The sequence below is a fragment of the Candidatus Saccharimonadia bacterium genome (assembly GCA_035544015.1).
Taxonomy (GTDB): domain Bacteria; phylum Patescibacteriota; class Saccharimonadia; order UBA4664; family UBA4664; genus UBA5169.
This window is the reverse complement of the sequence record DATKIP010000010.1, coordinates 18883-44367: the sequence shown is the minus strand read 5'-3', so window position 1 is coordinate 44367 and position 25485 is coordinate 18883. Positions and strand designations below refer to the sequence as shown.

17 protein-coding genes are annotated in these 25485 nt (G+C 61.9%); 12 read left to right on the top strand and 5 right to left on the bottom strand.

Annotation, left to right across the window (positions count from 1 at the left end; genetic code table 11):
• Position 1 precedes the first annotated feature (1 nt).
• Entirely contained in the window at positions 2-337 is a 336-nt protein-coding gene (locus VMT30_00270) for a hypothetical protein (protein ID HVQ43391.1), read from the bottom strand.
• Positions 338-475: 138 nt separating this feature from the next.
• Between VMT30_00270 and rodA the strand changes: the two genes are divergently transcribed.
• A complete protein-coding gene (gene rodA / locus VMT30_00265; GenBank protein ID HVQ43390.1) occupies positions 476-1591 on the top strand; it encodes a rod shape-determining protein RodA in 1116 nt (371 codons plus the stop codon).
• An 84-nt stretch (positions 1592-1675) separates the two neighbouring features.
• On the opposite strand, the gene VMT30_00260 is transcribed toward rodA, so the two are convergent.
• Positions 1676-2335 carry a hypothetical protein gene (locus VMT30_00260; protein HVQ43389.1) on the bottom strand — a complete coding sequence of 220 codons (660 nt, stop codon included), beginning with the start codon at positions 2333-2335 and terminating at the stop codon, positions 1676-1678.
• Between the two features lie 368 nt (positions 2336-2703).
• Between VMT30_00260 and rplU the strand changes: the two genes are divergently transcribed.
• The gene (gene rplU / locus VMT30_00255; GenBank protein HVQ43388.1) at positions 2704-3003 is read left to right on the top strand and encodes a 50S ribosomal protein L21; all 300 of its coding nucleotides are present in this window, start codon (positions 2704-2706) and stop codon (positions 3001-3003) included.
• 80 nt (positions 3004-3083) lie between these two features.
• On the opposite strand, the gene VMT30_00250 is transcribed toward rplU, so the two are convergent.
• Positions 3084-4211, bottom strand: a complete 1128-nt coding sequence (locus VMT30_00250) for a hypothetical protein (protein ID HVQ43387.1) — start codon at positions 4209-4211, stop codon at positions 3084-3086.
• Between the two features lie 160 nt (positions 4212-4371).
• On the opposite strand from VMT30_00250, the gene VMT30_00245 reads away from it, so the two are divergent.
• The 10 genes from VMT30_00245 (at position 4372) to VMT30_00200 (ending at position 23880) form a co-directional block, all read left to right on the top strand.
• Entirely contained in the window at positions 4372-4908 is a 537-nt protein-coding gene (locus tag VMT30_00245) for a hypothetical protein (protein ID HVQ43386.1), read from the top strand.
• Between the two features lie 28 nt (positions 4909-4936).
• The gene (locus VMT30_00240; GenBank protein ID HVQ43385.1) at positions 4937-5899 is read left to right on the top strand and encodes a hypothetical protein; all 963 of its coding nucleotides are present in this window, start codon (positions 4937-4939) and stop codon (positions 5897-5899) included.
• Positions 5900-6037: 138 nt separating this feature from the next.
• Positions 6038-6745, top strand: a complete 708-nt coding sequence (locus tag VMT30_00235) for a hypothetical protein (GenBank protein ID HVQ43384.1) — start codon at positions 6038-6040, stop codon at positions 6743-6745.
• Positions 6733-7797, top strand: coding sequence for a hypothetical protein (locus tag VMT30_00230; protein ID HVQ43383.1), 1065 nt, complete (start codon positions 6733-6735; stop codon positions 7795-7797). The genes VMT30_00235 and VMT30_00230 overlap by 13 nt, the downstream gene beginning before the upstream one ends.
• 150 nt (positions 7798-7947) lie before the next feature.
• A complete protein-coding gene (locus VMT30_00225) occupies positions 7948-9087 on the top strand; it encodes a hypothetical protein (protein ID HVQ43382.1) in 1140 nt (379 codons plus the stop codon).
• A gap of 108 nt (positions 9088-9195) precedes the next feature.
• Positions 9196-10254 (top strand): hypothetical protein, encoded by a 1059-nt coding sequence (locus tag VMT30_00220; GenBank protein HVQ43381.1) that lies wholly within the window; start codon positions 9196-9198, stop codon positions 10252-10254.
• 13 nt (positions 10255-10267) lie between these two features.
• On the top strand, positions 10268-11332 hold the full coding sequence (locus VMT30_00215; GenBank protein HVQ43380.1) for a hypothetical protein: 1065 nt from the start codon (positions 10268-10270) through the stop codon (positions 11330-11332).
• Complete coding sequence (locus VMT30_00210; protein ID HVQ43379.1) at positions 11218-12285, top strand: hypothetical protein; 1068 nt, start codon at positions 11218-11220, stop codon at positions 12283-12285. Before VMT30_00215 ends, VMT30_00210 begins: the two co-directional genes overlap by 115 nt.
• Positions 12286-12524: 239 nt before the next feature.
• Entirely contained in the window at positions 12525-19292 is a 6768-nt protein-coding gene (locus VMT30_00205) for a hypothetical protein (protein ID HVQ43378.1), read from the top strand.
• A gap of 1 nt (position 19293) precedes the next feature.
• Entirely contained in the window at positions 19294-23880 is a 4587-nt protein-coding gene (locus tag VMT30_00200; protein HVQ43377.1) for a hypothetical protein, read from the top strand.
• A 13-nt stretch (positions 23881-23893) separates the two neighbouring features.
• On the opposite strand, the gene VMT30_00195 is transcribed toward VMT30_00200, so the two are convergent.
• Both VMT30_00195 and VMT30_00190 read right to left on the bottom strand, forming a co-directional pair.
• Positions 23894-24469, bottom strand: a complete 576-nt coding sequence (locus VMT30_00195) for a cohesin domain-containing protein (protein ID HVQ43376.1) — start codon at positions 24467-24469, stop codon at positions 23894-23896.
• Positions 24470-24488: 19 nt separating this feature from the next.
• A complete protein-coding gene (locus VMT30_00190) occupies positions 24489-25436 on the bottom strand; it encodes a hypothetical protein (GenBank protein HVQ43375.1) in 948 nt (315 codons plus the stop codon).
• Positions 25437-25485: the final 49 nt, after the last annotated feature.

Below are 25485 nucleotides of genomic sequence, written 5' to 3'. Positions count from 1 at the left end.
GCTAGGCGCTGACGGTCTGGCGGAGGTCGCCGAAGCGGGTCATCAGCTTCAGCTGTTGGGCTGCCTGCCGGTACGACTGCCGGTCGGGGCCGAACTCCAGCTCGGGCCGCCATGGGCCGAACGAGCAGGGTGCGAAGCAGAAGCGCAGGAGGCCTCGGCGGGTGAGGCCGACGAGCACGTAGGCTCCCTGGCAACCCATGGTGCCGGTGGCGAAGGGTGTGAGGGTGGTGTCTTCGAAGGGGGCTCCCCAGGGGGTGAGTGTGACCCGGGGCTGCCGCTCAGAGCCTTCGGCGATCCGGCTCAGTATGCATTCGGTGTCGGAAATGTGCACGAGCATCCTCCTAGCAGTCGTTGAGGCGTGCTGGTTTTGTATTATACAAGAATTTCAATTAAGTTCAAGAGTGATGGGGCTATGTGCGGGTGGCTTGGTGCGAACGGGATGGCGCGGGCCGGGGAGGGACGGTAAGATAGGGGAATGTTGAGCCGGCGCTTCTGGAGGCATTTTGACTGGGTGTTATTTGGGGTCATGATTTTGCTCGTGGCGCTGGGTTTGCTCGTGATTTATTCGACCTCGTTTAAGGCTACCAAGCTGGTGAGTCTGACTGATGTGTGGCACCAGCTGGCGTTTGCGATTGTGGGACTGGGGGTGTTTTTCTTTATGGCCCGGGTGGATTATCGCACCTGGGTGAAGCTGACGCCGTGGTTGTATGGGGTGACCTTGCTGTTACTCGTGATTGTGCTTGTGTCGTCGCGGGCGGTGCTGGGGGCGCAGCGTTGGATTGATCTGGGGTTTTTTCAATTTCAGCCGAGTGAATTTGCGAAATTGGTGGTGATCATCGTGTTGGCTAAGTTTTTTTCAGATCATTACGATCAGATGCATCGGGTGCGGTATTTGGCCATGTCGTTGGGGTATGTGGCGGTGCCGATGTTGTTCGTGATCCGGCAGCCGGATTTGGGTACAGCCTTGGTGCTGGCGGCGATTTGGCTGGCGATGGCGCTCGTGAGTCGGGTGCGCAAGGTGTATTTGCTGGCGCTGACGGGTGTGGCGGTGGCGTTGTTGCCGGTGATTTTGAGCCATCTCAAAGCGTATCAGCGCGACCGGTTAACGGTGTTTTTGAATCCGCATGCGGATCCGCTGGGGGCGGGGCATAATGTGATCCAATCGACGATCACGATTGGCTCGGGGCAGGTGTTTGGGCGGGGGCTGGCGGCGGGATCGCAGAGTCAGCTGAATTTTTTGCCGTCGCTGGCGCAGCATACGGATTTTATTTTTGCGGTGCTGAATGAAAAGCTGGGGTTTGTGGGGGGGATGTTGCTGCTTTTGCTGTTTGGGGTGTTGCTATACCGGGGGGTGCGGATTGCGTACATCGCGCAGGATCGGTTTGGGATGTTTTTGGCGGTGGGAGTGACGGCGATGATTTTGTTCCATCTGTTTGTGAATGCGGGAATGAATATGGGGATCGCGCCGGTGACGGGCATTCCGCTGCCGTTTGTGAGCTATGGCGGCACGGCGCTGATTGTGGCTATGGCAAGCCTTGGTTTGCTCGAGAGTGTGTCGACGCGGCGTAAGAAGTTGCAGTTTGAGGGATGAGATTTGGGGATGAGGGCGGGGGTGGGGCCCGGCGCTGAACGCCGGGCCCCGTCGCGTTGATGGGTGGAAGGGACGGGTGGTGGATCAGGCCGAGGTCGGTGCGGCGAGGTGGCGGTAGCCGCCGTCGCCGGCGATGCCCAGGCTGAGCAGTCCGCCCAGGATGGTGATCGGCGTCGGGAGCTGGCCGAGACCTCGGTCCGAGAACTGGGCGGCCAGGGCCGGCAGTACCCGGCCCACCATGTGCTCCTGCTGCTCGCCCGAGGAGCGCCAGCCCTCGGCGACCAGCAGCCGGCCGTCGTGGAGCAGGAAGGCGGTGTGGGCGGCGAGTCCCTCGGGTAGCCGCTGGCCTTCGGGAAAGACCGCTTGGCAGACCGCCGTGTAGATGGCCTGCATGACCTCGCGCTTCAGGCCGCGGTATGGCCAGATCACGACCAGCCCGAGCGGCGTGCACGAACCGTCCATGAGCTCGGCGAACTCGTTGGGGTTGCCGTTGAAGTGGCCGAGGAGTTGGCCGAACGGCAGCGGGAACGGCCGGGATAGGTCGTGCACTGTGAGCCCGGTATCGATGGCGAGCTTGCCCTCTTCGAAGACCTGCGGGTCGTCCCAGGCGCTGAAGACCGTGATGCGATCGGCCAGGAGGCCGAGGTTCGGAACGCTGTTGCTGAAGGCGAGAGCCAGGTCCGTCACCTGTCCCGGGAGTGTGCCGCCGAGCAGCAGATCGCCGGACGGCAGGCGGTTCAGCATTGTCGCCCGAAGGTCCCGGTAGGTGTCCCCGGGGTTCGTGTACGGGGCGGGGTCGATGGCAAACGTGGGACAGAATGGGGCAGTTGGGGGCTCAGAAGCGGTCACGAGTTTGATCCCTCCTCGCGCCGGTAGGGCGCGAAGCTCATTGAATGGGTGGGGCCGGAACCAAGGTTGGTCCGGTCGACGTCCTCAGAGCGGCAACATTACCTCCTAGTTGTCAACGCGACCTTCCCTGTTTAGCCTATATGAGGCCAATATGCAAGGGTTTTGGTTGCTAAAAGGGAGCTTTTCTGGTAGTCTACCTTAGTTATGCGACATTAAATACAGGCACGCCTGCTAGACCCAGGCACGAAAGGGGCTTTGTAGCCATGCAAGCAGTCATTACTTCCGGGGGGAAGCAATATATCGTAGAAAAAGACCAGACGCTCGAGCTCGAGTTGCTCGGTGATGCCAAGAAGCTGGAGCTCGACGCGCTACTCGTGATCGACGGCGACAAAGTGAAGGTCGGCGCGCCGTTTGTGGATGGCGTGAAAGTGCAGGCTGAGGTCGTGGAAGAGGTGAAGGGCGAGAAGATTAAGGTGCTGAAGTTTAAGGCCAAGAAGCGCATTAAGCGGCTGACGGGTCATCGGCAGCATTACTCGCTGGTGAAGATTACCAAGATCGGTTAAAGAATGGCCCTCCGGGGCCGTTTTTTGTTGGCGAGACCGGGAGTGGAGCAGCGCTGCGCAGCCATCCGACGCGCGTCGTGTTATTGCACCACCCAGTAGTCGAACGAGTAGCTGGTGGGGTTGTTGTTGGGGGTGGCGAAATCGGCGGCGCCGATGGTGAAGCCGGTGGCGGTTTTGAGGATGAATGGCTGAAATTGGGCCGAGCCGGGGCCGATGGGGGTGATGACGATGTGGGGCACGCGGGGGTAGGCGCTGCGGAAGGTGACGGTGACGAGCTGGGCCGACGGGGTGCTGCCGGTGTGGGGCGCGACGGTGACCGTGACGGTGCCGGCGGCGTCGTTGCCGTCGACCGAGGCCGAGGTGGAGACGCCGGTGATGGGGGCGGCGGACGGGTTTTGGCCGCTGATCGAGAGGTGGCCGGCGAGGTTGAGGGTGCCGGCGACGGAGATGTCGTGGACATTGAGACTAGTGGCCGAGAGTGAGCCGCCAAAGGTGCCGTTGCCGGTGGCATTGAGATTGCCGGTGATGGTGGCGCCGGCGCCGAGGATGGCGGGGCTCTGGGCGGTGAGCGGGCCGGTGACGGTGAGTGCGCCGCGGATGTTGGTGATGCCCAGCGTGCTGGTTTTGTCGACGGTGAGGTCGGCGAGGGCGGCGGTGGCGGTGACCTGCAATCCGCCGGTGACTTTGAGATCGGAGCCGACGGCGACACGGTTTTTGAAAAGGGTGGAGGAAGTGATAGTGAGGATTTCGCCTCCGGCGCCGGCGGAGTTGCCGTCGAAGAAGGCGCCGAGTTTTTCGAGCTCGGATTTATCGAGGGTGGCGACTTTGGTGGGGGTCGGGGTGGTGGAGGAGTGGGCGCGGGTGAAGTAGGCATAGATGCCCACGACAATCGCGGCGGCTACGAGAGCGCCGACGAAGGTAAAGAGCGTGGTCATGATGTCGGCGCGGCGGTAGATGGAGGTGATGGAGGCTTTGCCCCGGGGGACTTTTTTGTGGCTGTCGCCGGGGGTAAGCACGGTGGGGATGGTGCCGTCGGAGAGTGGGTCTTTTTGGACGGAGGCGGCGACGGCTTTGGCCTCGGCGGAGGAATCGGCGGCGGGATCGGCAGTGGGCGGTGCGTCTGGGGTGGGGGCTGCGGCTGGGGGCGTGGTTTGACCATCCGGCGGGGAGGCCGGGGCGGGGGTGTTGGTTTTGGGTTCGTCTGCCACGGTTTTTGCGTTACTCGTATCTTGATTAGGTTATAGCATACTGCTTGTGGTTTGAAGGCACAATTGCCCGTTGCCAAGCGATTGACTGGCGAGCGGTGGGAGCATAAGCTTGATAGTAACGTTGTGACGACTGGAGTGTGGTATGCGAGGTGGTGGCAAAATGTGGCGGGCGGCTCGTGAGTTGGGGCCGGTGTTGATGGTGGCGGTGGGGGTGTCGTTGGTGAGTACGTTTGCGGGGGCGTGGCTCGATCACATCCATCAGGTGGATGCGGAAAGTCGGGCTAATAAACTTGTCGTGGCGGCGCCGGGGCCGGATGGTTCGCAAACCTTGACGGTGGGAGAGTGGGGCGTGACGCTGGTGCTGCCGTTGGCTCGGCAGTTGCCGCTGGTGAGTTATGCCGGGCAGGGCGGGTCGGGGATTGGACTGTCGGCCGAGGATGTGCGGAAGCTTGGCGAGGCTTGCGGGGCCGATCACAACGCGCTGGGGGCATTGCTGCGGCTGCCCGGTGGCTCGTTTGTGGCTTCGAGCAGGCATAATGGGGTGGATTATTTTATTGCCACGCTTGCGGGATACGATTACGTATATCATGTAGCGCCGACGGCTTGTCTGGACACGCCGGGAGCGGTGGGGGTGGTGAACCGTGAAACGTCGATTATTCGGGAAGCTATGACGACGCTGGCGCCGACGAGCCGCTAGCCAATCTGGTTATGGTAAAATCGAGATAATGCTTGTGATCCCGAGGTATAGTCATTATTCGCACACCGGGTGGCTTGCGCACCACCGGGATACGTCGTATGCGCTGTTGCTGTTTTTGACGATCGGCGTGGGGTTGCTGCTGGCTGGATTTACATGGTCGGTACGGGCGGATAGTTGTGATCCGTCGCCGTCGACGACGTGTAGTGCGTCGTATGGGGTGACGGCGGTGGTGCCGGGGCCGCGGCCGGCGAAGCCGGCGGTGATTACCTCACCGTCGAGTGGCCAGACATTTGGGACCAACCCGGTGACGGTGGAGGGTACGTGCCCGGACAAAGCGCTCATTAAGGTGTTTACGAACGGTATTTTGGTGGGCAGTGTGATTTGCGACGCGAGTGGGCACTTTAAGGTGCCGGTGGATCTGGTGGTGGGTAGAAATGATTTGACGGCACTGCCGTACAACACGCTCGATCAGGAGGGTCCGACCTCGCCGACGGTGACCGTGACGCTCAATCAGCCGCCGGGCGGGTATGGGTTTTCGACGGAGTTGATTTTGCAGTCGGTGAACTTCTACCGCGGCAGCGAGCCGGGGGCGGAAATTACCTGGCCGGTGGAGATCGTGGGCGGCCAGGCGCCGTATGCGGTGAGCGTGGATTGGGGTGACGGGACGTCGGATTTGATAACGCGGCTGGCGCCGGGGCCGTTTACGGTGAAGCATACGTATCGGAAAGTGGGGACGGGGTATTTGGGCTCGTTTCCGCTGATTATTCGGGCGACGGATGCGGTGGGGCATACGGCGTACTTGCAACTGACGACGATTGTGAACGCGGCGACAGCGGGGGCGGGAAATAAGGCGGCGACGGTGCCGGTGGCGACGAATTTGCTGATTATTTGGCCGCTGTGGATTGTGCTGCTGCTGATGATCGTCTCGTTTTGGCTCGGTGAGCGGCGCGAGAAGCGGATCATGGAGAAGCGATTGGCGGCGCTGGCATGAGAACAAAACCATCTGGCAGCCCATCGCGGCGTCGAAACCTCCAGTCCTCACTCACCGTAGATCTGACTACGCCTCGTTCCGGGCTTCGCTTTCTCCTAGCGCTGCATCTGCCAGATGGTTTTGTTAGGAGGCCCGAGCGTGAATGACGAGGAGCTGCGGCGGACGGTGCGGCATGCGGCGCAGCTCCACGGGGTGTCGCCGCAGGAGGTGGTGGCCGAAGTGGCTGGAGACGGCCGTGAGCCCGGCGAGGCGGAGCGCCCGCGGCGGCGAGGCCGGGCGCATATGGCGGCGTGGCTGTCGTCGCTCGTGGTGGTCGGGGCGCTGGCGGGCGGCGTGGTCGTGGGCGTGATGCGGCTGGTGGACGGGCCGGTGGAGGCGCAGGCCAAGGTGTTGGGGCAGGTGCAAACTGAAGCGGCGCCGACGGCTACACCCGCAGACACGAATGTGCTGGCGGGACTCATTATTTCGTTTACGTATCCGGGTATGTTTGACCAGGTGTCGCAGTCCAAAAGTGACGCGCAAGTGCTCGAGCAGTATACGATAGGTTCCAAAACGAATTACAGGCATCGGGTGGCGGTGGAGGTGCGGCCGTTGCCGAGCGGCCAGCTAGCGGACGATGCGAGCTGGCGGGTGCGCGAAATCCATGCGGCGGATTACCGGGCGAGTGCCGAGGTGGTGGGTGGCGAGACCGTGAAGTTCATGACCAAAACCGATGGCCACGAGCAGACGTTATTTTGGCCTCATGGAGGCAAAAACCTGACAATTTCGATCACTAGCACTGATCCGCACGACGATATTTCGGCGATTATGGCGCTTATTAAAGGTAGCTTGCGGTGGAAGCAGTGATGGGCAAGTGGCTGGGGGTGTGGTTGGCCGGCTGGATGATAGCGGGGCTGCCAGCGAGCGGAAATTATGAATTGAATTCGTACGGCTTCGGCAATGGCGGGACGGCGAATTCGAGCTCCGCCAATTACCGGATTAACGGCGCGGCGGGCGAGGTGGCGGGGTCGGCCTCGTCGGCCAACTACAAGGCGGGAGCGGGCGAGGCGCACGAGAAGCAGGCCAATGTGCCGACGGTGACGATTAGTAATGATGACAACTGGTACAACAAGCTCAAAGTGCTGATTGGCCCGGCGAACAATCCGAGTGACGCGGTGTTTGCGGTGGCGATTTCGACTGATAATTTTGTGGCGGATACACGCTATATAAAGAGCGATTTGACCATCGGCTCGTCGCTGAGCTTTGGTGATTACCAAACGTACGCGGCCTGGGGTTCGGGTGCGGGGGTGATGGTGCGAGGGCTGGCGCGGAGTACGGTGTACACGGTGAAGGCCAAGGCGTATCGAGGTAAATTCACCGAGAGCGGGTATGGACCGACGACGAGTGCGGCGACGGTGGATCCGCAGCTGGCGTTTGACATTGACGTGGCTACGACGGATACGAGCACGAGCCCGCCGTATCAGATCGACTTTGGGAGCTTGCTCGTGAGCACGGTGACGGATTCGGCCAAGCGGGTGTGGGTGAGCTTGGATACGAACGGCGAATCGGGGGGCAAGGTGTATCTGAGTGGGCAGAATGCTGGGCTCAAAAGTACGCAGGCGGCTTACACGATTGGGGCGGCGACGGCGGATCTGAGCGCGGTGGCGGAGGGCTTCGGGGCGCAGGGGGTGTCGGCGACGCAGAGTTCGGGCGGTCCGCTGGCGCTGACCGCGCCGTATAACGGGTCGGCGGCGAATGTGGGCACCGCCGATGCGTTGATCCGCGAGATTTTTTCGGCGCCGGCGCCGCTGGTGGGTGGTCGCGGGTCGTTTATTTTGAAGGCCAAAACCAAACCGCTGACACCGGCGTCGGGAGATTACGCAGAGGTGCTGACGGCGGTGGCGTCGGCGAGTTTTTAGCCAGGGACTGGGCTTATGCTTGTCAACTGTTGTAAAAAAGAGTTGACAGGCATAAGCGGTTTCCGATAAGCTGGGAGCAGATTCTTAAAAAGTCCTTAAAAGTCTCTCGAACCACCCAATCACTGTGGTGGCGAAAATAAAGTTAAACAAATGAACAAACCAAAAATCAGACTTATCGTCGCCGCCGTCGCCGCTCTCGTAGCAGAGTTATGGGTGCCGGCTTTTTCGGGAGTTGCCCAGGCGGCTCCGCCGCAGTTTACGCAGGCGTTTGTGCGGCCGGATCGTCATAAGGCGCTGACGGCTACGGGCGTGATGGTGTGTGCTACCCCGTCGGCGGCTTCGACGAGTGCGACAGAGACGTTGGTGGACGTGACCTTCCCGACTGACGGTGGGGCGACGGACTTCGTGGTCAACTCGACGGCTTCGAACTGGACGGTGGATACGAGCGACTTGCCGGCGGGAGCTACGGCGTGGCCTAGCATCGGGACGGCGACGACCGTGAGCGGCCACACGGTGCGATTTCCTTCGGGCGACTTGACCGCGGCCACGCAGTACTGCTTTCACACGGCGGCGCGGCTGACGAACGGTTCGGCGACGACTTCGGTGAGCATCACTGGTGCCACGCTGGTGACATACGACAACGCGGGTACGCCGCTGCCCGTCAACCAGACCAACTGGGCCTACACGGTGACAACCGACGACAGTATCGTGGTGAGCGCGGTAGTGCCGCCGAACTTCACGATCGCGCTAAGTGCCTTCACGGATGCGTTTACGACCAACCTTGATCCTACCAATATTGTGTCGACGGCGGGTGTGACCGCGACCGTCACGACCAACGCGGTGGGCGGCTGGATTGCTTGGGTGAAGGATCAGTACGCGGGCTTGCACTCGGCGGCGGCCAACTACACGATTGATTCTGGCCTGAAGAACCCCTACCCGACTCAGCTGCACGTGACGGGTGACGCCGCCTTCGACCTGGTAGCGAGTGGCGGTGGTGTGGGACGCGAGGGATACGTGATGGACGTGGATCTGACGACCGATGCGACGGGTGGCTGTGGGTTTACTACTCCCTACGGGATCGATGCCGCCTTCAACAGTGCGAGCGGTAACGGCGGCGGTGTGCTGAGCAATACGAGCTATCGCCCGATCGCCAGCTGTGGCGGCGCCGCGCCGGCCACCTCGGACGGCGATGTACTGACCCTCTACGAGCGCGCGGTAATCCGCGGCGGTACGCCGGCCGGATCAGACTACACGGATGTGATCACGGTGGTGGGCGCGGGTAACTTTTAAGAGGAAGGTAATGAAGCGCGGGTCTTTCGGCCTCACAGACCGATAGGCAGTTGCATGCTTCTTATGCTTCGGATACACTACTGAGCAAGTAGTGTTGATGGAGTTTGAATGCACCGCTGGAGTCGGCGCCCGTCTTTGAGAGTAGTTTCGGCTGTAGCGTTGATGCTCAGTGTGGTGGGACAGCTCCTCCCGGCAACGGCCGAGGGGGCATTTCAGCAGGCCTTTGTGCGGCTCGATCGCATGAAGGTCAACACGGCGACGGGGGGGATGGTTTGCGCCACGCCCGCCACGGTGGGAACAGAGGCTAAGGTTATCGTGACGTTTCCTTCGACATATACGCTCAACACTACGGCGGCCAACTGGACGGTGACTACAACCAATATTCCGGCTACGGCAACGGCTTGGCCGGGCATTACGACGGCTTCGAATGCGGATAACGGTACCAAAGCAGCGACATTTCCTTCGAGCGACCTCACAGTAGGCACGCAGTATTGTTTTAATTTTTCCGGCACGAGTACGCTCACGACGGCGTCCGCGGCGGCCAATAGCCAGCAGGCGAATATTCAGACGCAGACTTCGGGTAGCGTGGTGGTGGACTTTACGTATGTGGCTTTGGCGAATAACACCGATGACTCGATCGTGGTGACGGCTGTAGTGCCGCCGTCGTTTATTTTGACGCTCAGCGGGTACGCGGATACGTTTACGGGCAACCTTGACCCGACGGTGGGGTCCGGCGGCATTGTATCGACGAACGGGGTGACGGCGACCGTGACCACGAACGCCAAGGGCGGCTGGATCGCGTGGGCGAAGGATCAGTTTGGGGGGCTGCATTCGGCTTCGACGACCTATACGATCCCGACGGCCGGCACGGTGAATGGTGCGCCGTCGACGATCAACGGCGGGGCCGAAGGCTACGTGCTCGATACGGATTTGACGACCGATGCGAGCGGCGGCTGCACGCTGGCGGTTGATGCGGAATATAATGGCGCTACAACGGCTCAAGGTGGTACGCTTAGCACCACCTATCAGCCGATTGCTGCGTGCACCGGCGGGACGGCCAACGGGGATGTGATTTCGCTGATCGAGCGAGCGACGATTTCGGCGGCAACGCCGGCGGGTAATGATTATACTGACACGATTACGGTGGTGGGCGCCGGTAATTTTTAACCTGGGTCTTGAGATGAAGCGAGTGATTGTGCGGATAATGGGGGTGGCGCTAGCATTGGCTTGGGGGCTGGCGCCGGCGGTGGCGAGTGCGGCGGATGCGCCGGCGCCCGGCACGGGAGCGCTCGTGCTGCAGGTCTCGCCGCTGCCGATCAATCTGGAGGCGGATCCGGGCAAGAGCGTGTCGGCCGATTTGCGGGTAAAACAAAATAGTGGCAGTGATGCGCGGCTCAAGGTGTCGCTCATGAAGTTTCGCGCGTATGGCGAGGAGGGCAAACCGGAGCTGATGGACCGGCAACCGGGGGATGATTATTTTGATTGGGTAAAGTTTGATAAGACGCAGTTTGATGCTCCGGCGAACGTGTGGCAGACGGTGAAAATGACGATCAACGTGCCGAAAACGGCGGCGTTTGGGTATTACTATGCGGTGGCGTTTTCGCGCGTGGGGGACGATGTGAAGCGAGGCGAACGCACCAACTCGGTGGCGGGGGCGGCGGCTACGTTGGTGCTGCTCGACGCGCGCTCGCCGAATGCGAAACGTACGCTGGGCCTGGCTTCGTTTACCTCGATGCACCGGATTTATGAGTTTTTGCCGGCGGATTTTAAGGTAGCGTTTAAGAATACGGGCAACGTGCACGTAGTGCCGCATGGTGATGTTTTCATTATGCGCGGGAACAAGCAGCTAGGGGTGGTGCCGATCAATAGTGCGTTTGGGAATATTTTGCCGGGATCGAACCGGGTTTATCCATCGGAGTGGACCGAGGGTTTTCCGGTGTACGAGGATGTGGTGGAAGACGGTAAGGTGAAGCTGGACAAGAACGGCAATCATGTCCAAAAACTCAAGTGGGACTGGACGCAGCTGACGAAGCTGCGGATTGGGCGGTATACGGGGCATTTGTTTGCGGTGTATGACGATGGTAAGCGCGATGTGCCGATTGAGGCCGACGTGTCGTTTTGGGTGATTCCATGGCGGTTCTTGGCGGTGCTGGCGGTGGTGTTGGCGATCGTGGGCTTTGGAGTGTACTCGGTGGTGCGGGGGACTTTGCGCGGGGCGCGGCGGCTCGGCCGGCGCCGAAGGTAGGTATCGAGATGCGGCGGGGGAGAGCGTGGTGCGCTGGGATTATTTTTGCTTTGGTGAGCGGTTTTTGGCCAGGATGGGCGAGCGCGGCGACGGGCGGGACGGGTCTTGTGGTATCACCGGCGTTTGCGCAGGTGGTGGTGCCGGCGGATAAGCCGAGTGTGCAGTATGCGCTGAAGTTAACGAATCGCAACCCGACCGATCAGAATTTTCGGTTGAGCGTGGTGGACTTTGGGGCGCTCGACGAGCAAGGTGGGGTGGCGTTTTTGGGCACGCCGGCGAGCGAGCTCGTGCACAAGTATGGGTTGGCGTCGTGGATGGTGCTCGAGAAGAATGCGGTGTTTGTGTCGGCAGGGGCGACGATGGAGGTGTTGGTAACGATTGATAACCGCGCTACGCTAGCGCCGGGCGGCCATTATGGGGCGGTGTTGGCGACGGCGGTGGATGACGCCGGGCAGCCGGCGAGTCAGCAGGTGGGAGTGAAGCAGGTACTTTCGAGCTTGGTGTTGGCGGTGAAGGATGGTGGCCAGCAGGTTGATTTGCGCTTGGCGTCGCAGACGAGCGCGGCGGGGTGGGTGCGGTTGCCGGGTCGGGTGGAGCTGCGGTTTCAAAACGGCGGCAACGTGCATGTGGTGCCGCGCGGGGTGGTGGAGGTGAAGGACCCGGTGGGGCGGGTGGTGGAGCGAGCGGCTATCAACGAGGCGTCGGGAGTAATTTTGCCCGAAAGTTTTCGGCGCTATCGGGTCGGTTTGCTGGGCACGAAGGTGGCGTGGTTGCCGGGACGGTATTCGCTGACAACTACATACCGGTACGACGGCACGGAGGCTACCAAGACGTTGGTGACCGGTTTTTGGTATGCGGGAGCCATAGTGGTGTGGATGGTGGGGTTGCTGGCGCTCGCGGCGGTGGGCGGGTTGGCGTGGTGGTTGTGGGTGCGGCCGCGTCACCGCCGATAATTTGATGATCTGGTGCGTGAGCTTGGGTTAAAATTCATGTCCCCGGGAATATAGTTTCGGAGAGTGCGGAGCGAGGGGGAGAGCGGGTGTCGTCACCAGAGGCATTTTGGGGCTGATAATGCTTGTGTTTTACCTGGAAAATGGCTATGCTTAGGGAGTAATTGTGTGAAGGTGTGCGCGTACCCAGTCGTCTCGCAACGAGTCGAAGATTTCGGGTAACGGGTGGAAACAGCCGACGCATGGTAACCAGGGCGCTGACGGCGACTGGGGTTTTTGGGATACTGGTGAGCGTGGTGATGGCGTCGTGGGCCGGGCCGGCGGTGGCCGCTACTGGCATCAACAAGCAGGTCAACTTTCAGGGCAAGGTGGTGAATTCGAACGGTACGAATGTGACCGACGGGAGCTACGGGTTTGTGTTTAAGTTGTACTCGGTGAGCTCCGGCGGGTCGGCGATCTGGACCGAAAGCAAAACCTTGACCGTGACTGATGGGATTTTCCAAACCAATTTGGGCTCGGTGACGGGCTTGCCGGGATCGGTAGATTTTAACACCGACAATATTTACCTCGGAATCAATTTCAATACTGATGGCGAGATGAGCCCGCGGATTCAATTTACGGCTAGCCCGTACGCGTTCAACTCGGATCTTTTGGATGGGCTGGACAGCTCGGCGTTTGCGCAGTTGAACCCGGCCTCGGCGCAGAGTGGTTCGCTCAACGTGACGGGTAGCGTGCAGGCGGCGACCTCGCTGCAGGCGCCGTTGGTGGATACGGCGACGGCGTCGGCATTGTCGATTGGCACTGGGACGGCGACGAGCGTGACGGTGGGGCGAACGAGTACGTCGTTTACGATTCAGGGCAATGCGAGCTCGGTGTTTACGGCGACGAATGGGGCGAACACGACCACGGTGAGTTTTGTGACGCCGACGGGTACGAATGCGATTAGTTTTCCGGATGCGGGCGGTACGCTGTGTACGACGGTGGCGACCACGTGCAGCGCGACGTATCAGGCAGCGAGCGCGACCGGCTATTTGCTCAAGAACGCGCAGGATACCTCGAGTGCGAGCGTGACGGGGGCGCTGCTGGCGTTGACCAACACGAGCACGAGCGGCAACCGGGTGCTTGATCTGACCAACCAAGGCACGGGCTCGACGCTCAACCTTGTGGCCAATGCGAACCCGGGGGCGGGGGCGGCGCTGCTGAAGGTGAATAATCAGGCGGGTAGTCCGAGTGGGAATTTGGTGGATTTGCAGCAGGGTGGTACGAGCCGGTTTGCGGTGGCCCAGTCGGGGGCGGTGACGCGGTCGTCGAATGCGCAGGGCACGGATGCGGATTCTTTGACCGCGAACTCGCTGACGACGGGAGCGGCATTGCGGGTGACATCGAGCAATAATTCGGCGGCCAACACGCCGTGGAGCGCCGTCGCGCTGGCGGTGACCAATGCCCAGGGTACGACGGCGGTGAGCGGGGGGACGATCGCCGGGCTCGATGTGCAATTTGCGCAGAGCGCGACGGTGGCGGGCAACACTGAAACGGTAGCGAATTTGGCGGTGGCGGCCAACAGCGGCTCGCCGGCCGATAGCGTGGTGGGTTCGATCTTGAACCTCGCCAATAATGACACGGCGACGGGGAATCAGATTGCGGTGACGGACGCGCTGAAAATTAACGGTGCGAATGTGACGAACGGGATTAATTTGAGTGGGACATTTGGGACGAATTTGATCACGGCGAGCAACTTCAGCGTGAGCCAGGCGGGGGCGGTGGTGGGCGTGGGCGTGAATTCGGGGACGGGATTGATTCAGGGTACGGGTGGTTTGACCGCGACGGGGGCGGTGAATCTAAACATTGGCGCGGCTACAGGTGCGATTACGTTGGGGGGCGGGGCGGCGCCGCTTGCGATTGATTCGACCAACTTTGATGTGTCGAGTGCGGGGGGCTTGAGCGGGATTACGGGTTACGCGCAGGCGAGCGGGAACTTTTTGCAAAGCGGTAGCGGGACGTTTGGGACGGGTACGGGAGCGGTGTCGCTCGGTGGCGTGACGGTGGTGCAGCCGACGGCTACGAGTACGGCGGCGTTTAGCGTCAAGACGCCGGCGGGTGGCACCAATGCGAACGTGTTCACGGTTGACACGACCAACAGCCGGGTGGGCATTGCCTTGGGCGGGAGTACGGCGCCGACGCTGGCGCACGAAGGCCTGGAGGTGAAGGGGGCGCTGCGGCTGAGCGGTTCGAGCAGTGCGTACGTGGACACGTTTACGACGCCGGTGGGGTCGGGGGTGGATACGAAGATTAATATTCCGTTGTATGATCCGGGTGGTTCGGGGCAGGTGCTGGCGTTTGGGTTGCCGTCGGGAGCGGCGACGAATTCGCGGGCGATCTCGGTGTTTGACCGGCGGGGGTGGAACGGCTCGAGCTATGTGGCGACGCCAGTACAGCCGGCGGTGGGGTTGTTTAGCCCCGACGAGAACAACATTTTGGGCTTCTCGTGGGAGGGCACCACTACCACTGGCTACTTGAAGACAACGGGCGGCAATATTGCAGTGCGGTCGGGGTCGACCGATCTGATCACGGCGCTGTCGGGTGGAAACGTGGGTATTGGGCTGAGCCCGAGCTACAAGCTGGATGTGAACGGAGACGCCAATATTGCTTCGGGTTCGGCGTACAAAATTGGCGGGACGAATGTTTGTACGGCGAGTGGCTGTACGGCGACGGCCGCGAGTGCTATTTTGAACCAAAATGCGGCTCAGCAGACTTCGGCCAATTTCTGGATTTCGGGGACGGGCCGGCTCGATACGTCGCTGCAAACGCCACTGCTCGATACGGCGACGGCCGTGGCTCTGGCGGTGGGTACGACGAACGCGACGGCGATTAACCTCAACCAGAATACGACGGTGGCGGCGGGCAAAAATTTGAGCTTGGCGAGCGGCGCCGGCACGTTTGCGCAGGCGTTTACGGGGACGGGTGACGCGCACACGATTACGGCCAATGCGCTGACGACTGGCTCGGCTTTTAAGGTGACGTCGGCGAATAATACGGCGGCCAATACGGCGTGGAGTGCGATTTCGCTCAATCCGACGAACGCGCAGGCGACGACGGCGGTGAGCGGCGCGAATTTGATCGCGGGGCTCGACCTGGAATTTGTGCAGGCGGCGACGGTGGCGGGCAACACCGAAACGGTGGCGAACCTGGCGGTGGCGGCCAACGGTGGCTCGCCGGCCGATAGCACGGTGGCGTCGATCTTGAACCTGGCCAACAACGATACGGCGACGGGCAATCAGATCACGGTGACGGATGCGCTCAAAATCCAGGGTGCCAACGTGACGAATGGGATTAATTTTAGTGGGACGTTTGGGACGAACTTGATCACGGCCAGCAACTTCAGTGTGACTGGGAGTGGCGACTTGACCGCTGCGGGGACGATCACGGGCAGCACGGCGGTGAAGACGATTAGCCTCGATACGCCGAGCGCGGGGGCTTTGAGCATTGGTTCGGCCACGGCGACTTCGGTGGCGATCGGCCGCATGACGCAGAACTTTACGCTACAGGGGGCGGCGGGACTCGGCGGCTCGAAGATCACGGGGACGGGCGGCGGGTTTACCTCGGCGCTGACATTTGCGACGCCGACGAATACCCGAGCGCTGGTGTTGCCGGATGAGGGCGGTACGCTGTGTATTCAAAATTCGGCCAACTGCGGGTTTTTGCTAGGGTCGGCGGGTTCGTACATCATTAACCAAACCAGCCAGCAGGCGAGCTCGAATTTCAATATTTCGAACACGGGTGTGGCGGGGGTGAGCTTGGTGGCGCCGCTGTTTGCGACGGCGGATGTGGCGAGCGGCTCCTCGGCGGGGGTGACGCTGCGGTCGGGCAACGGGACGGCGGCGAATGCGAGCTCGGGGAACGTGACGATCGACGCTGGGTCGAAGAACGGCTCGGGGTTTGCGGGCAACGTGAACATCGGGGCAACGAACGCGCTGAACGTGAACATCGGGCGCAACGCGGCGACGGCGAGTGGGGTGGCGGTGTCGCTGCAGGGGCTGGCGGCGAGCAGTAGCTTCATTTTTAATGACGCTACCAACACGAATCAGCTGACACTGACCTCGGCGACTCCCACGGGTGCGCGGAGCTTGGTGCTGCCGGATACGAGCGGGACGCTGTGTGCAGACTCGGGCAACTGCGACGGCACGACGGGTACGGGTTATATTTTGAACCGCACGGGTACGACGCAGACGGGGAATTATCAGATTAGCGGGACGGGGCGGGCGAATACATCGCTGCTGACGCCGCTGCTGGACACGCCGAGCGGCACGACGACGCTGAATATCGGTACGACGAACGCGACCGCCGGGATTAATTTGAACCAAAATGTGACGGTGGCAAGTGGCAAGAGCGTTACGGTGCAGGGGGCGTTTACGCAGTCGGGTGGGGCTGTGAGTATCACGAGTAATGCGGCGGCGGTGCTCACGACGACCTCGGGCGCGCTCACGATCACCTCGGCGGCGGCGGCCACATGGAGCACGGCGGCGGGGGATTTGGGCGTGAGCGCGGCGGCCAATTTGAACCTGAACGGCACGGCGGTGAATGTGGGCGCGGTGGGGGTGCAGACGGCGGCCTCAAGCGTGCACATTGCCGACACTACGAGCGCGACGGGGGCGCAGGTGGTGACGATTGGCTCGACGGCGGCCAACGCTGGCAACATCACCACGGTGCAGGGCGGCAGTGCGGCCGGGGGCGGGGTGGTGCTGGCGGCGACCACAGTGGGGCTGGCGGCGGCCAATGTGACGTTCACGTCGGGCGGGGCGCGGACGCTGTCGGTGGCCGCGGCGGCGAGCGGGGCCGGCAACAGTTTGACGATTAAGGCCGGCACGAGCGGCACGGGAGCCAACAACGGCGGCAACCTGGTGCTGCAGGCGGGAGCGACCGGCGGCAGCGGCACGACGGGATCGGTGGTCGTGAAGGCCAACGGGACGGATTCGGCGACGGCCTTTGATGTGCAGAATGCGAGTGGGGTGTCGCAGTTTGCGGTGGATACGGTCGGTAGCCAGGTGATCACCCAGGGCATGACGCTGCAGAGCAACACGATCACGCCGAGCGCGGCTATGACGGTGGGATCGACGACGCAGACGTTGACCCTGCAAGGCGGCAATAGTACCAAGATTACCGCGACCAACGGTGCCAATACGGTGAGCGTGAATTTTGCGACCATCGCGGGTGCCGGCACGTACCAGTTTGCGAGCCCGACGACCAACACGACGTACACGATTTGTACCTCGGACTTGAATTCGTGCGGGGCGGGCAGCACGGGCTATTTGCGCAAGGGGACGGCCAACGAGACCTCGAGCGCCAATCTGACGGCGGGACAGTTTCTGTATCAATTTAGCAACAACGGCTCGCTGGCCTCGAATGTGCTTGTGCTCGCCAACGGCACCGGCACGGCCAGCACGCTCAAGGTGACGGCGGCGGCGAACGCTGGGGCGGGTGAGGCGCTGATTTATGCCAAGCTGACGAATGCCTCGGTGGGCGGCAATTTGATCGATCTGTGGAGCGGTCCGAGCGGGACGGAAACGAGCAAATTCTCGGTGAACGCAGCGGGGGCGGTGACGACGGCGAGTACGATTAACGGACAAACAATTTCGAGCACCGCGAGCTTCACGGGCACGGTAGGGACGGGTGGCTTGCTCACGGCCAGCAGCCTGACGGTGACGAACGCGGCGACGTTTAGCTCGGGGGCCACGGTGAACACGGCGGCGCTGACGGCGAATGCGGGTGCGAGCATTTTCAGCGGTATTAACAACAACGCCGGGGGCATTACGAGTGCGGGTGCGGTGAGTGGGCTGTCGAGCTTGCAGTTTAATACGGCGGGCACCATTGACGCTAATGCGGCGGTGGCGGTGAGCATTGGGACGACGAACGCATCCACGCTGAATATCGGTCGTGCGGGGGGCACGCTGAGTTTGCAGGGCAACACGTCGAGCGCGCTGACGGTGTCGAATGGTACGAATACCACGAGCTTGCAGTTTGCCAACCCGACGGGCAATATTATTTATCAATTTGCGGCTGGTACGGCCGGCACCTACCAGCTGTGCTCGACGTTGGCGGCTACGTGCGGCACGACGTACGCGGCGTATTATGCGAACGGGTACATTCAGCTGGCGCCGGGGACGGCGCAGGCGGATGCGAGTGCGAACCCGAGTATTTTCATTAATAAGAGCACGGTGAGCGCGAACTACTTGCTGAGGCTGCAGGCGAATGCGGCGGATGTGTTTGGGGTGCAGGCCAACGGCATCGTGACGGCGGCGGGGACTACCTATCTGGGCGGGACGTCGTCGAGCTATGCGATGCAGGTGGATACGGCCAACTTCAAGGTGCGCATTGGTACGGGGACGCCGACGCTCGGCAGCGGGGGAGCGAATGCTACGGCGGCGCTCTACGTGAGCGGGTCGAGTGAGTTTGCGGGGACGATTCGGGTGGGAGACGGCACCAATAACGCGACGTTTGATGCGACTACCAAGGAGGTGACGTTTGCGGGAACGGCGCGGCATGCCTCGGCGGTGCGGCTGACGGGGGAATTTGCGGGAGCGGTGCTGGATGCGGATGGTTCGAATAATACGGGGACGATGACGGCGGCATACGAATCGACACAGCGCTTTGGGTACTACAAATGGGTGACGAGCCAAGGTACGGCTCAAGATTACGACATCGTGGCGACGGTGCCGGTGCCCGATGATTTCAGCGCCTGGACGGGTTCGCCGACGTTTTGGACGTATGGCAGCGCGGGTAGCTCGATGTCGGTGACGATTACCGATACAGCGGGCACGGTGGCTACCAACTACAACGCGTCGGCGCTGACGGTGAGTACCACTTGGACGGCGCGCAGCGTGACGACGCCGGCGATCACGGGTACGTACACTCAGGGTTCGAATATGATCGTCCGGATTCACCTGACGGCGGCGGCCACCACAGGTGATGTGCGGTTGGGGACTATCACATTACCTTATCTGACGAGGTGGTAGGGTGAAGCTGGGTATCAATCTCGATGTGCGCCGGCCGGTGCATGCGGTGGTGATGGGGGTGTTGCTGGCGGGTATGGTGGCGCCGGTGGCGGATTGGCTGGTAACGAATGAGCGCTATCGCATGACGCCGGCGGCAGCAGCGGTGGCGGAGCGGCCGAGCCCGGCGCTCATGAGCAAATTGCGGTATGACAAAGATAAACACGCGAGCGTGTTTAATGCCGAGGGTCAAGCCGACGCGTGGTCTGATCCGAAAGATAAGCTCCAAATGGCGGTGGGGGCCGGGGGCAAAAAAGACACGCAGCTGTATTCGGCTACGTTGCCTGACAATCCGGCGCAAGGGGTGGAGGTGCACGACAATGTCAACGACGTGTCGGTGAAATTTGTGCCGCAGGTGGCGCTCATGGAGGGGCGGAGCAGTAATGGGCAGGTGACGTATCCGCTCAAAGATGCGGCGGGGCAGATGATGTTTACGCCCAAGGGCAATGGGCTGAAAGAAGACATCGTGCTGACCTCGGCGCCGAAGGCGGACGCGATGGAATTTCATTATCGTTTGGATATTCCGGATACGGTGGAGGCGCGGCTGGAGGATGACGGGAGCGTGGGATTTTATACGGCCAGTCCGGAGCTGTATGGCAATGTGAGCTACGGCAGCGACAATGACCGCGAGATGCTCGATAAGGCGCGCGTGGCGGGGGCCAAAACCTACTTGATGTTTGCGATTCCGGCACCGGTGGTGCGCGAAACGGGCCAGCGCAGTGCGGTGAGTGCGCGGTTTGGGCTGAGCGGGAAGGATTTGGTGGTGCGGGCTCGTGGCTTAGCCAAAGCAAATTATCCGCTTTCGATTGATCCGACCTTTTTGTTGCGGAGTACGGCCGACTTTGTGTTGGGAAGCGTGGACGACAACATCGACCTCACCTCGGTGGCCGACCAAATCGGCCGGGCGCCGCTGAGCGGTGGATCGGTGGTGGCGTGGACCACCGGCACCAACATCACGGTGGCACGGTACGCGGGGGCGCTCGTGGCGTACAACAATTTTGTGTATCTCATTGGGGGCGGCGCCGACAGCGGTACGGCCACTACGCCGACCAACGTAGTGTACAGCGCTTCGATTGGGGCGGCCGGGGCGCTGACCTGGACGGGTACGAGCACCAACCAGAGCCTGAACACGGCGCGGCAGGGGCTGGTGGCGTTTGGTTACAACGGCTATTTGTATGCGGTGGGCGGGGAAAATACCAGCAACAACCCGATCGCGACCGTGGAGTACGCCAAGATCAACTCGGATGGTTCGGTGGGGACGTGGAGCACCACGACTAGCCTGGGTACGGCGCGGGCCTACATGGCAGGGGCTAATTATCAGGGCGTGGTGTACGTGATGGGTGGTGAGGGCGCTACGAGCAACGGGAGTTTGCTCACGAGTGTGGAGTATGCGCGTATCAACGGCGACGGCACCATCACGAGCTGGACCACTACGACCGCGCTGGGGACGGCGCGCGACCGGTTCTCGGGTGCGGCTTACAATGGCTTCGTGTACGTGACGGGCGGCCGCACGGGTACGCCGACGGTGCTCAGTACGGTGGAGTACGCGCCGATCAAAAGCGACGGCACGCTGGGCTCGTGGATCAGCACGACGGCGTTTCCGACGGCGCGGCGCGATCATGGGGTGGCGGTGGAACGCGGCCACATTTATGTGTACGGCGGCTGCCGGGTGACGGGATTTCCGTGCGGGGCGGCGAGCAATTTCATTTCGGATACGCAATACGCGGTACTGAATGCTGACGGCAGCGTGGGAGAGTGGCAGCAATCGAACGACTACACGGGTGCCACGGCTCCGGAACGCAGCAATCCGTCGTCGGCGTTTTATAACGGATATTTGTATTTTGTGGGCGGCTGCACGATTGAGATTAGTGCCAATCAATGCGACGGCGACGACCCGAGCCCGGGGCCGGGAGTGCGCGGTGGAACGTTTAAAACCAACCTCGATAATGTGGGCCGCTTCGATAACGGCATGAGCGGCCACAGCGGTTTTCCGTTTGACAGCAACTCAACAACGGCGCGTATGGGCGGCAAGGGCGTGGCGCTCAACGGGTACATGTATTACATCGGGGGCTGCAGCACGGCCAATAACGCGACGTGCAACAACACCTATAGCTCGCTGGTGGAGTACGCCCAGATCAATGCGAACGGCTCGATGGGGGCGTTTGCCTCGGCGGGTAATGTATTGATCGGCAACGGCACCAACAAGGCCGGGCGGATTGGGCACATGGTGGTGGGGTACAACAACAAAATTTACGTGATCGGGGGTGTGGAGTATACCACCGGCAATGTGGATTCGTACCAAGCGACGGTGCAGTCGGCGACGCAGGCATCGAACGGTACGCTGGGGACGTTTACGATGGAGGCCAATGCTTTGCCGGGAGCGCTGGCGTTTGGGTATGCGGCGGTGTGGCACAATATGATATTCGTGATGGGGGGACTGAGCAATGGCACGACGGTAGCGACTACGATCTATAAATCGACCATCGCGAGCAATGCGCCGGGGGCGTGGGCGACGGCCAAGCTGACGTCCAATCCGGCTACCGCCGCGACGCTCGCCAACGCGCGGTGGGACATCGGCGGCGGGCAGTGGGGCAACTGGCTGTATGTGGTGGGCGGCATGTCGACTTCGGGCGGGACGTACGTGACAACGGCGCATGCGACCGAGCGGATCGCGATCGACAACAGCGGGAATTTGACGATCGCCGATCTGGGGACATTGACAGGGGCGTTTGCGAGCCGGGGGATGGGCATGGCGGTGCACAATGGCTATTTGTATAGTTTTGGCGGGTACAATACGGGATCGACGACGCAGCAGGCGACGATTCGCTGGACCAAGCTTGATCCCACGACCGGCAGCCCGACGGCGCCGGACGCCGGCAATGTGTGGGCGGCGGCCAACATTGGCCAGGCGACGACGTTGTCGTACACCAAGACGGATGGGCAGCTCTCGACGGCGCGGGGCGAGACGACGGCGGTGGCGACGGGTGGGTACATGTACATCATGGGCGGGTGCGCTGGGACGCTGGCGGCGGGGACGTTCAAGCAGTGCGCGACGGCGTTCGTGACGACGGCGAACACGACCGAGCTGTATGAGCCCAATAATGGTGGCAATGGGCAGACGGGGGCGTTTACCACTGGTACCGGCAATGTGGTGGATTTGCCGACGGTCGGCGGAACGGCGGGGCGGGCGGATCACGCGTCGGTGGCGTACAACGGTAAGCTGTATGTGATCGGAGGCTGCCGAGTGTACACGACGGGGGCTTGCAGTACGGGGCTTGGTGATATCGAGCGAGCCGACATTGATCCGGGAGGCAAGGTGACGGGCAGCTGGACGGCGCAAACTTCGCTGCCAAGTGGCGAGGTGCGGTCGTCGTTGCAGGCAGTGGCGTATAACGGGTATTTGTATGTGATCGGTGGCAAGAGTGCGAGCTCGGGGGCGACAGCGACGGTGTGGTACACCACGATCGATAGTACGGGTACGCTGGGCGGCTCGTGGACGAACGCCGATCTGCCGGCTGGGACGGATCGCACCAGCTTTGGGGCGGCGATTGCACGCGGTTATTTGTTTGTGGCGGGCGGAGATAATGGCTCGGGAACGAAGAAAAGCGATGTGTATTACGCGGCTATTAATACTAGTACTGGCGGGCTGGGGACGTGGACGCTCAACACGACAGGATTCACGACGGCGCGGTCGGGCTTTAGCCTCGTGTCGTATAACGGCAAGTTGTACGTGATAGGTGGTACCGATGGCACCAATAATTTGCTCGATGTGCAGTTTGGCACCGTGGCGGCGGATGGTTCGATCGCCAGCTGGAGCTACACCACCGATGTGGCCCGCGGGATGGTGGCGCGGCAGGCGGTGGCTGCGAACGGCTATATGTATTTTGTGGGAGACGAGGGGTCGACGGCTGAGGTGCTCTATGTGGACATTAATGCGAATGGTACTCTCGGTACCACCCAACATTCGGCGAATGCGATGAGCGGCGCGCATGCGCATGGCGCGGCGGCGTTGTTTGGCGGCGTGATGTATGTGACGGGTGGTTGTGTGTTGAGCGCCGGGGTATGTACTACCGTGTCGGCGGCCAATGATCGCGCGGGGCAGTTCGCGATCGCGCGGACGGGGCATTATTCGAAATTGTTTAATACCGAGGTGGATACCTCGCCGAGTCAGCTGGTACTCACGGGATCGCTGTCGGGGCCGGAAAGCAAGGTGGCGGTGCGGTTTTACACCGAGCAGGCGAGCGCGACCCAATTTGGGGTGGCGCAAGTGTTTGACCCGGTGATTTTTAACAACTTCTACGGGGTGCAGCCGCTGGATTCGAGTGGTGCGAATACGGGGGTGGCATTTAACTACCTGATTGTATTGGTGCTCGATGACAGCTTGTCGGGTACTTTCCCGGATGTGGCGACGAGCGCGGAGACGAACGTGTCGGAGATTGATTTGTACTACCACGCCAACCCGACGCGGCGGCTGCGGCACGGGGCGGCGTTTACGAACACGGGGTGTAATGCGACGCCGGCGAACGGCTGCATTTTGGACACGGCACCGTAAGGCTAGCGGGGGGTTATTTGATGGTGAGGGTGGCGCCGGTGGGGGTGCCCAGGATGTTGGCGGCGCCGGGGGTCGAAATGAGGGCCGAGCCGGCGGCGAAGCTCAGAGCGGCGGTGCCGGGCGTGGTTTTGGCGCGGAAGGTGACTTTGGCGACTGAATGGTCGGAGCTCACGGGTTTGATGGTGCCGCGGGCGATCTTGACCAGGCCGTTTTGGCCGGTGGATTCGGCCGCAATGCTAAAGGCGCCGGTGGCGGCGTCGGCGCTGACGAAATCGAGCTTATCGGCGGGGTAGGTGAAGTTGGCCTGTACAGCGTTTACGGCAGCGGCGCCGCTGTTTTCGCGGATCTCGATGGTGAGCGTACCGCCGGCGGTAATGGTGCCGGCGGCGGGGAAGAGATAGAGGGTGGCAGTCGAGGCGGGGGTGGCGGCGGGGGCGCTGGGAGTGGGCGTGAGGGAGAGGCGGTGGCCGGTGCGGTTTTGGTAGACCACGGCGCCGATGCCGCCGAGTACAAGCACGACGGCCAAGAGGGTGAGGGGCCAGTATTTGCCGAGAATGACAGAGGGGGGATTTGGTTCTACGCGAGGCATGGTGGAGTTTCCGTGATTACTATTGCGTTACCAAGTAATCATAACTCAATACGGCGCCGCTGGGTGGGGCGGTGTCGGTGTGCACCTGGAAGCCGCCGGTGGTGCGGGTGACATAGGCGGGCGTGGCGGCGCCGGCGCCGGTGAGCGGAGTGAGCAGCACGTGGACGGTGGCGGTGTAGGCGGCGCGGAAGGTGATGGTGCCGAGCACGCCGCTGGGTGGGCCGCCGCCGGTGTTGAAATTGAGCGTGCCGGCGGTGTCGTTGCCGCTGATGCTGGCGGTGCCGCCTGAGCCGACGGCCGGGCCGGTGACGAAGCCCGGCGTGGGGCCCTGGGTGGTGAGGTGGCCGACGACGAGCGGACCGGAAATGCTGAGGTTGCGCACGGCCAGTGAGCTGGCGTTGATGGCGTTGAAGCTGGCATTGCCGCCGACATTGATGCCGCCGGCGAAGGTGGCGAGTCCGGTGACGCTCAGTGTTTGCTGCAGGACGGTGGTGCCGGTGACGTTGAGATTGGAGCCGACATTGAGGCCGATCACACCCCCGCCACCGGTGACATTGAGCTGGCTGAGGGTGACGGGGCCGTTGGCGTTGAGGCGGCCGCCGATGGAAAGGTCGCCGGCCACATCGACCTTGCCGCGGAAGAGGGCGCCGGCGCCGATGTTGAGGGTTTGGCCGGAGCTGCCGAGGCTATTGCCGATCTCGCTGAGTTTGGCGAGCTCAGCGGGGCTGAGGGCGGTGACATTACTCTTGGGTTCGGTTTTGGCCGGCTGGTTGAGCCGGGCGTAGTAAAATCCCACTACCCCGCCGACGGCGAGCAAAAAGGCAAAGAGGCCGACCACGGCGCCGACGACATTGGCCCGGTCGGTAAGTCGGTGCCAGCCAGCGTGCCGGTTTTTGGCCGGCGGAGGCGGTTTGGGGAGGGGCGTCTGGGGAGACGGCGCCAAAGGTGGGGTGCTGCCCGGGGGCATGGTGGCTCACTAGCTTACTATGAGCTTCAGTATACTGCTCAAGCTTCGG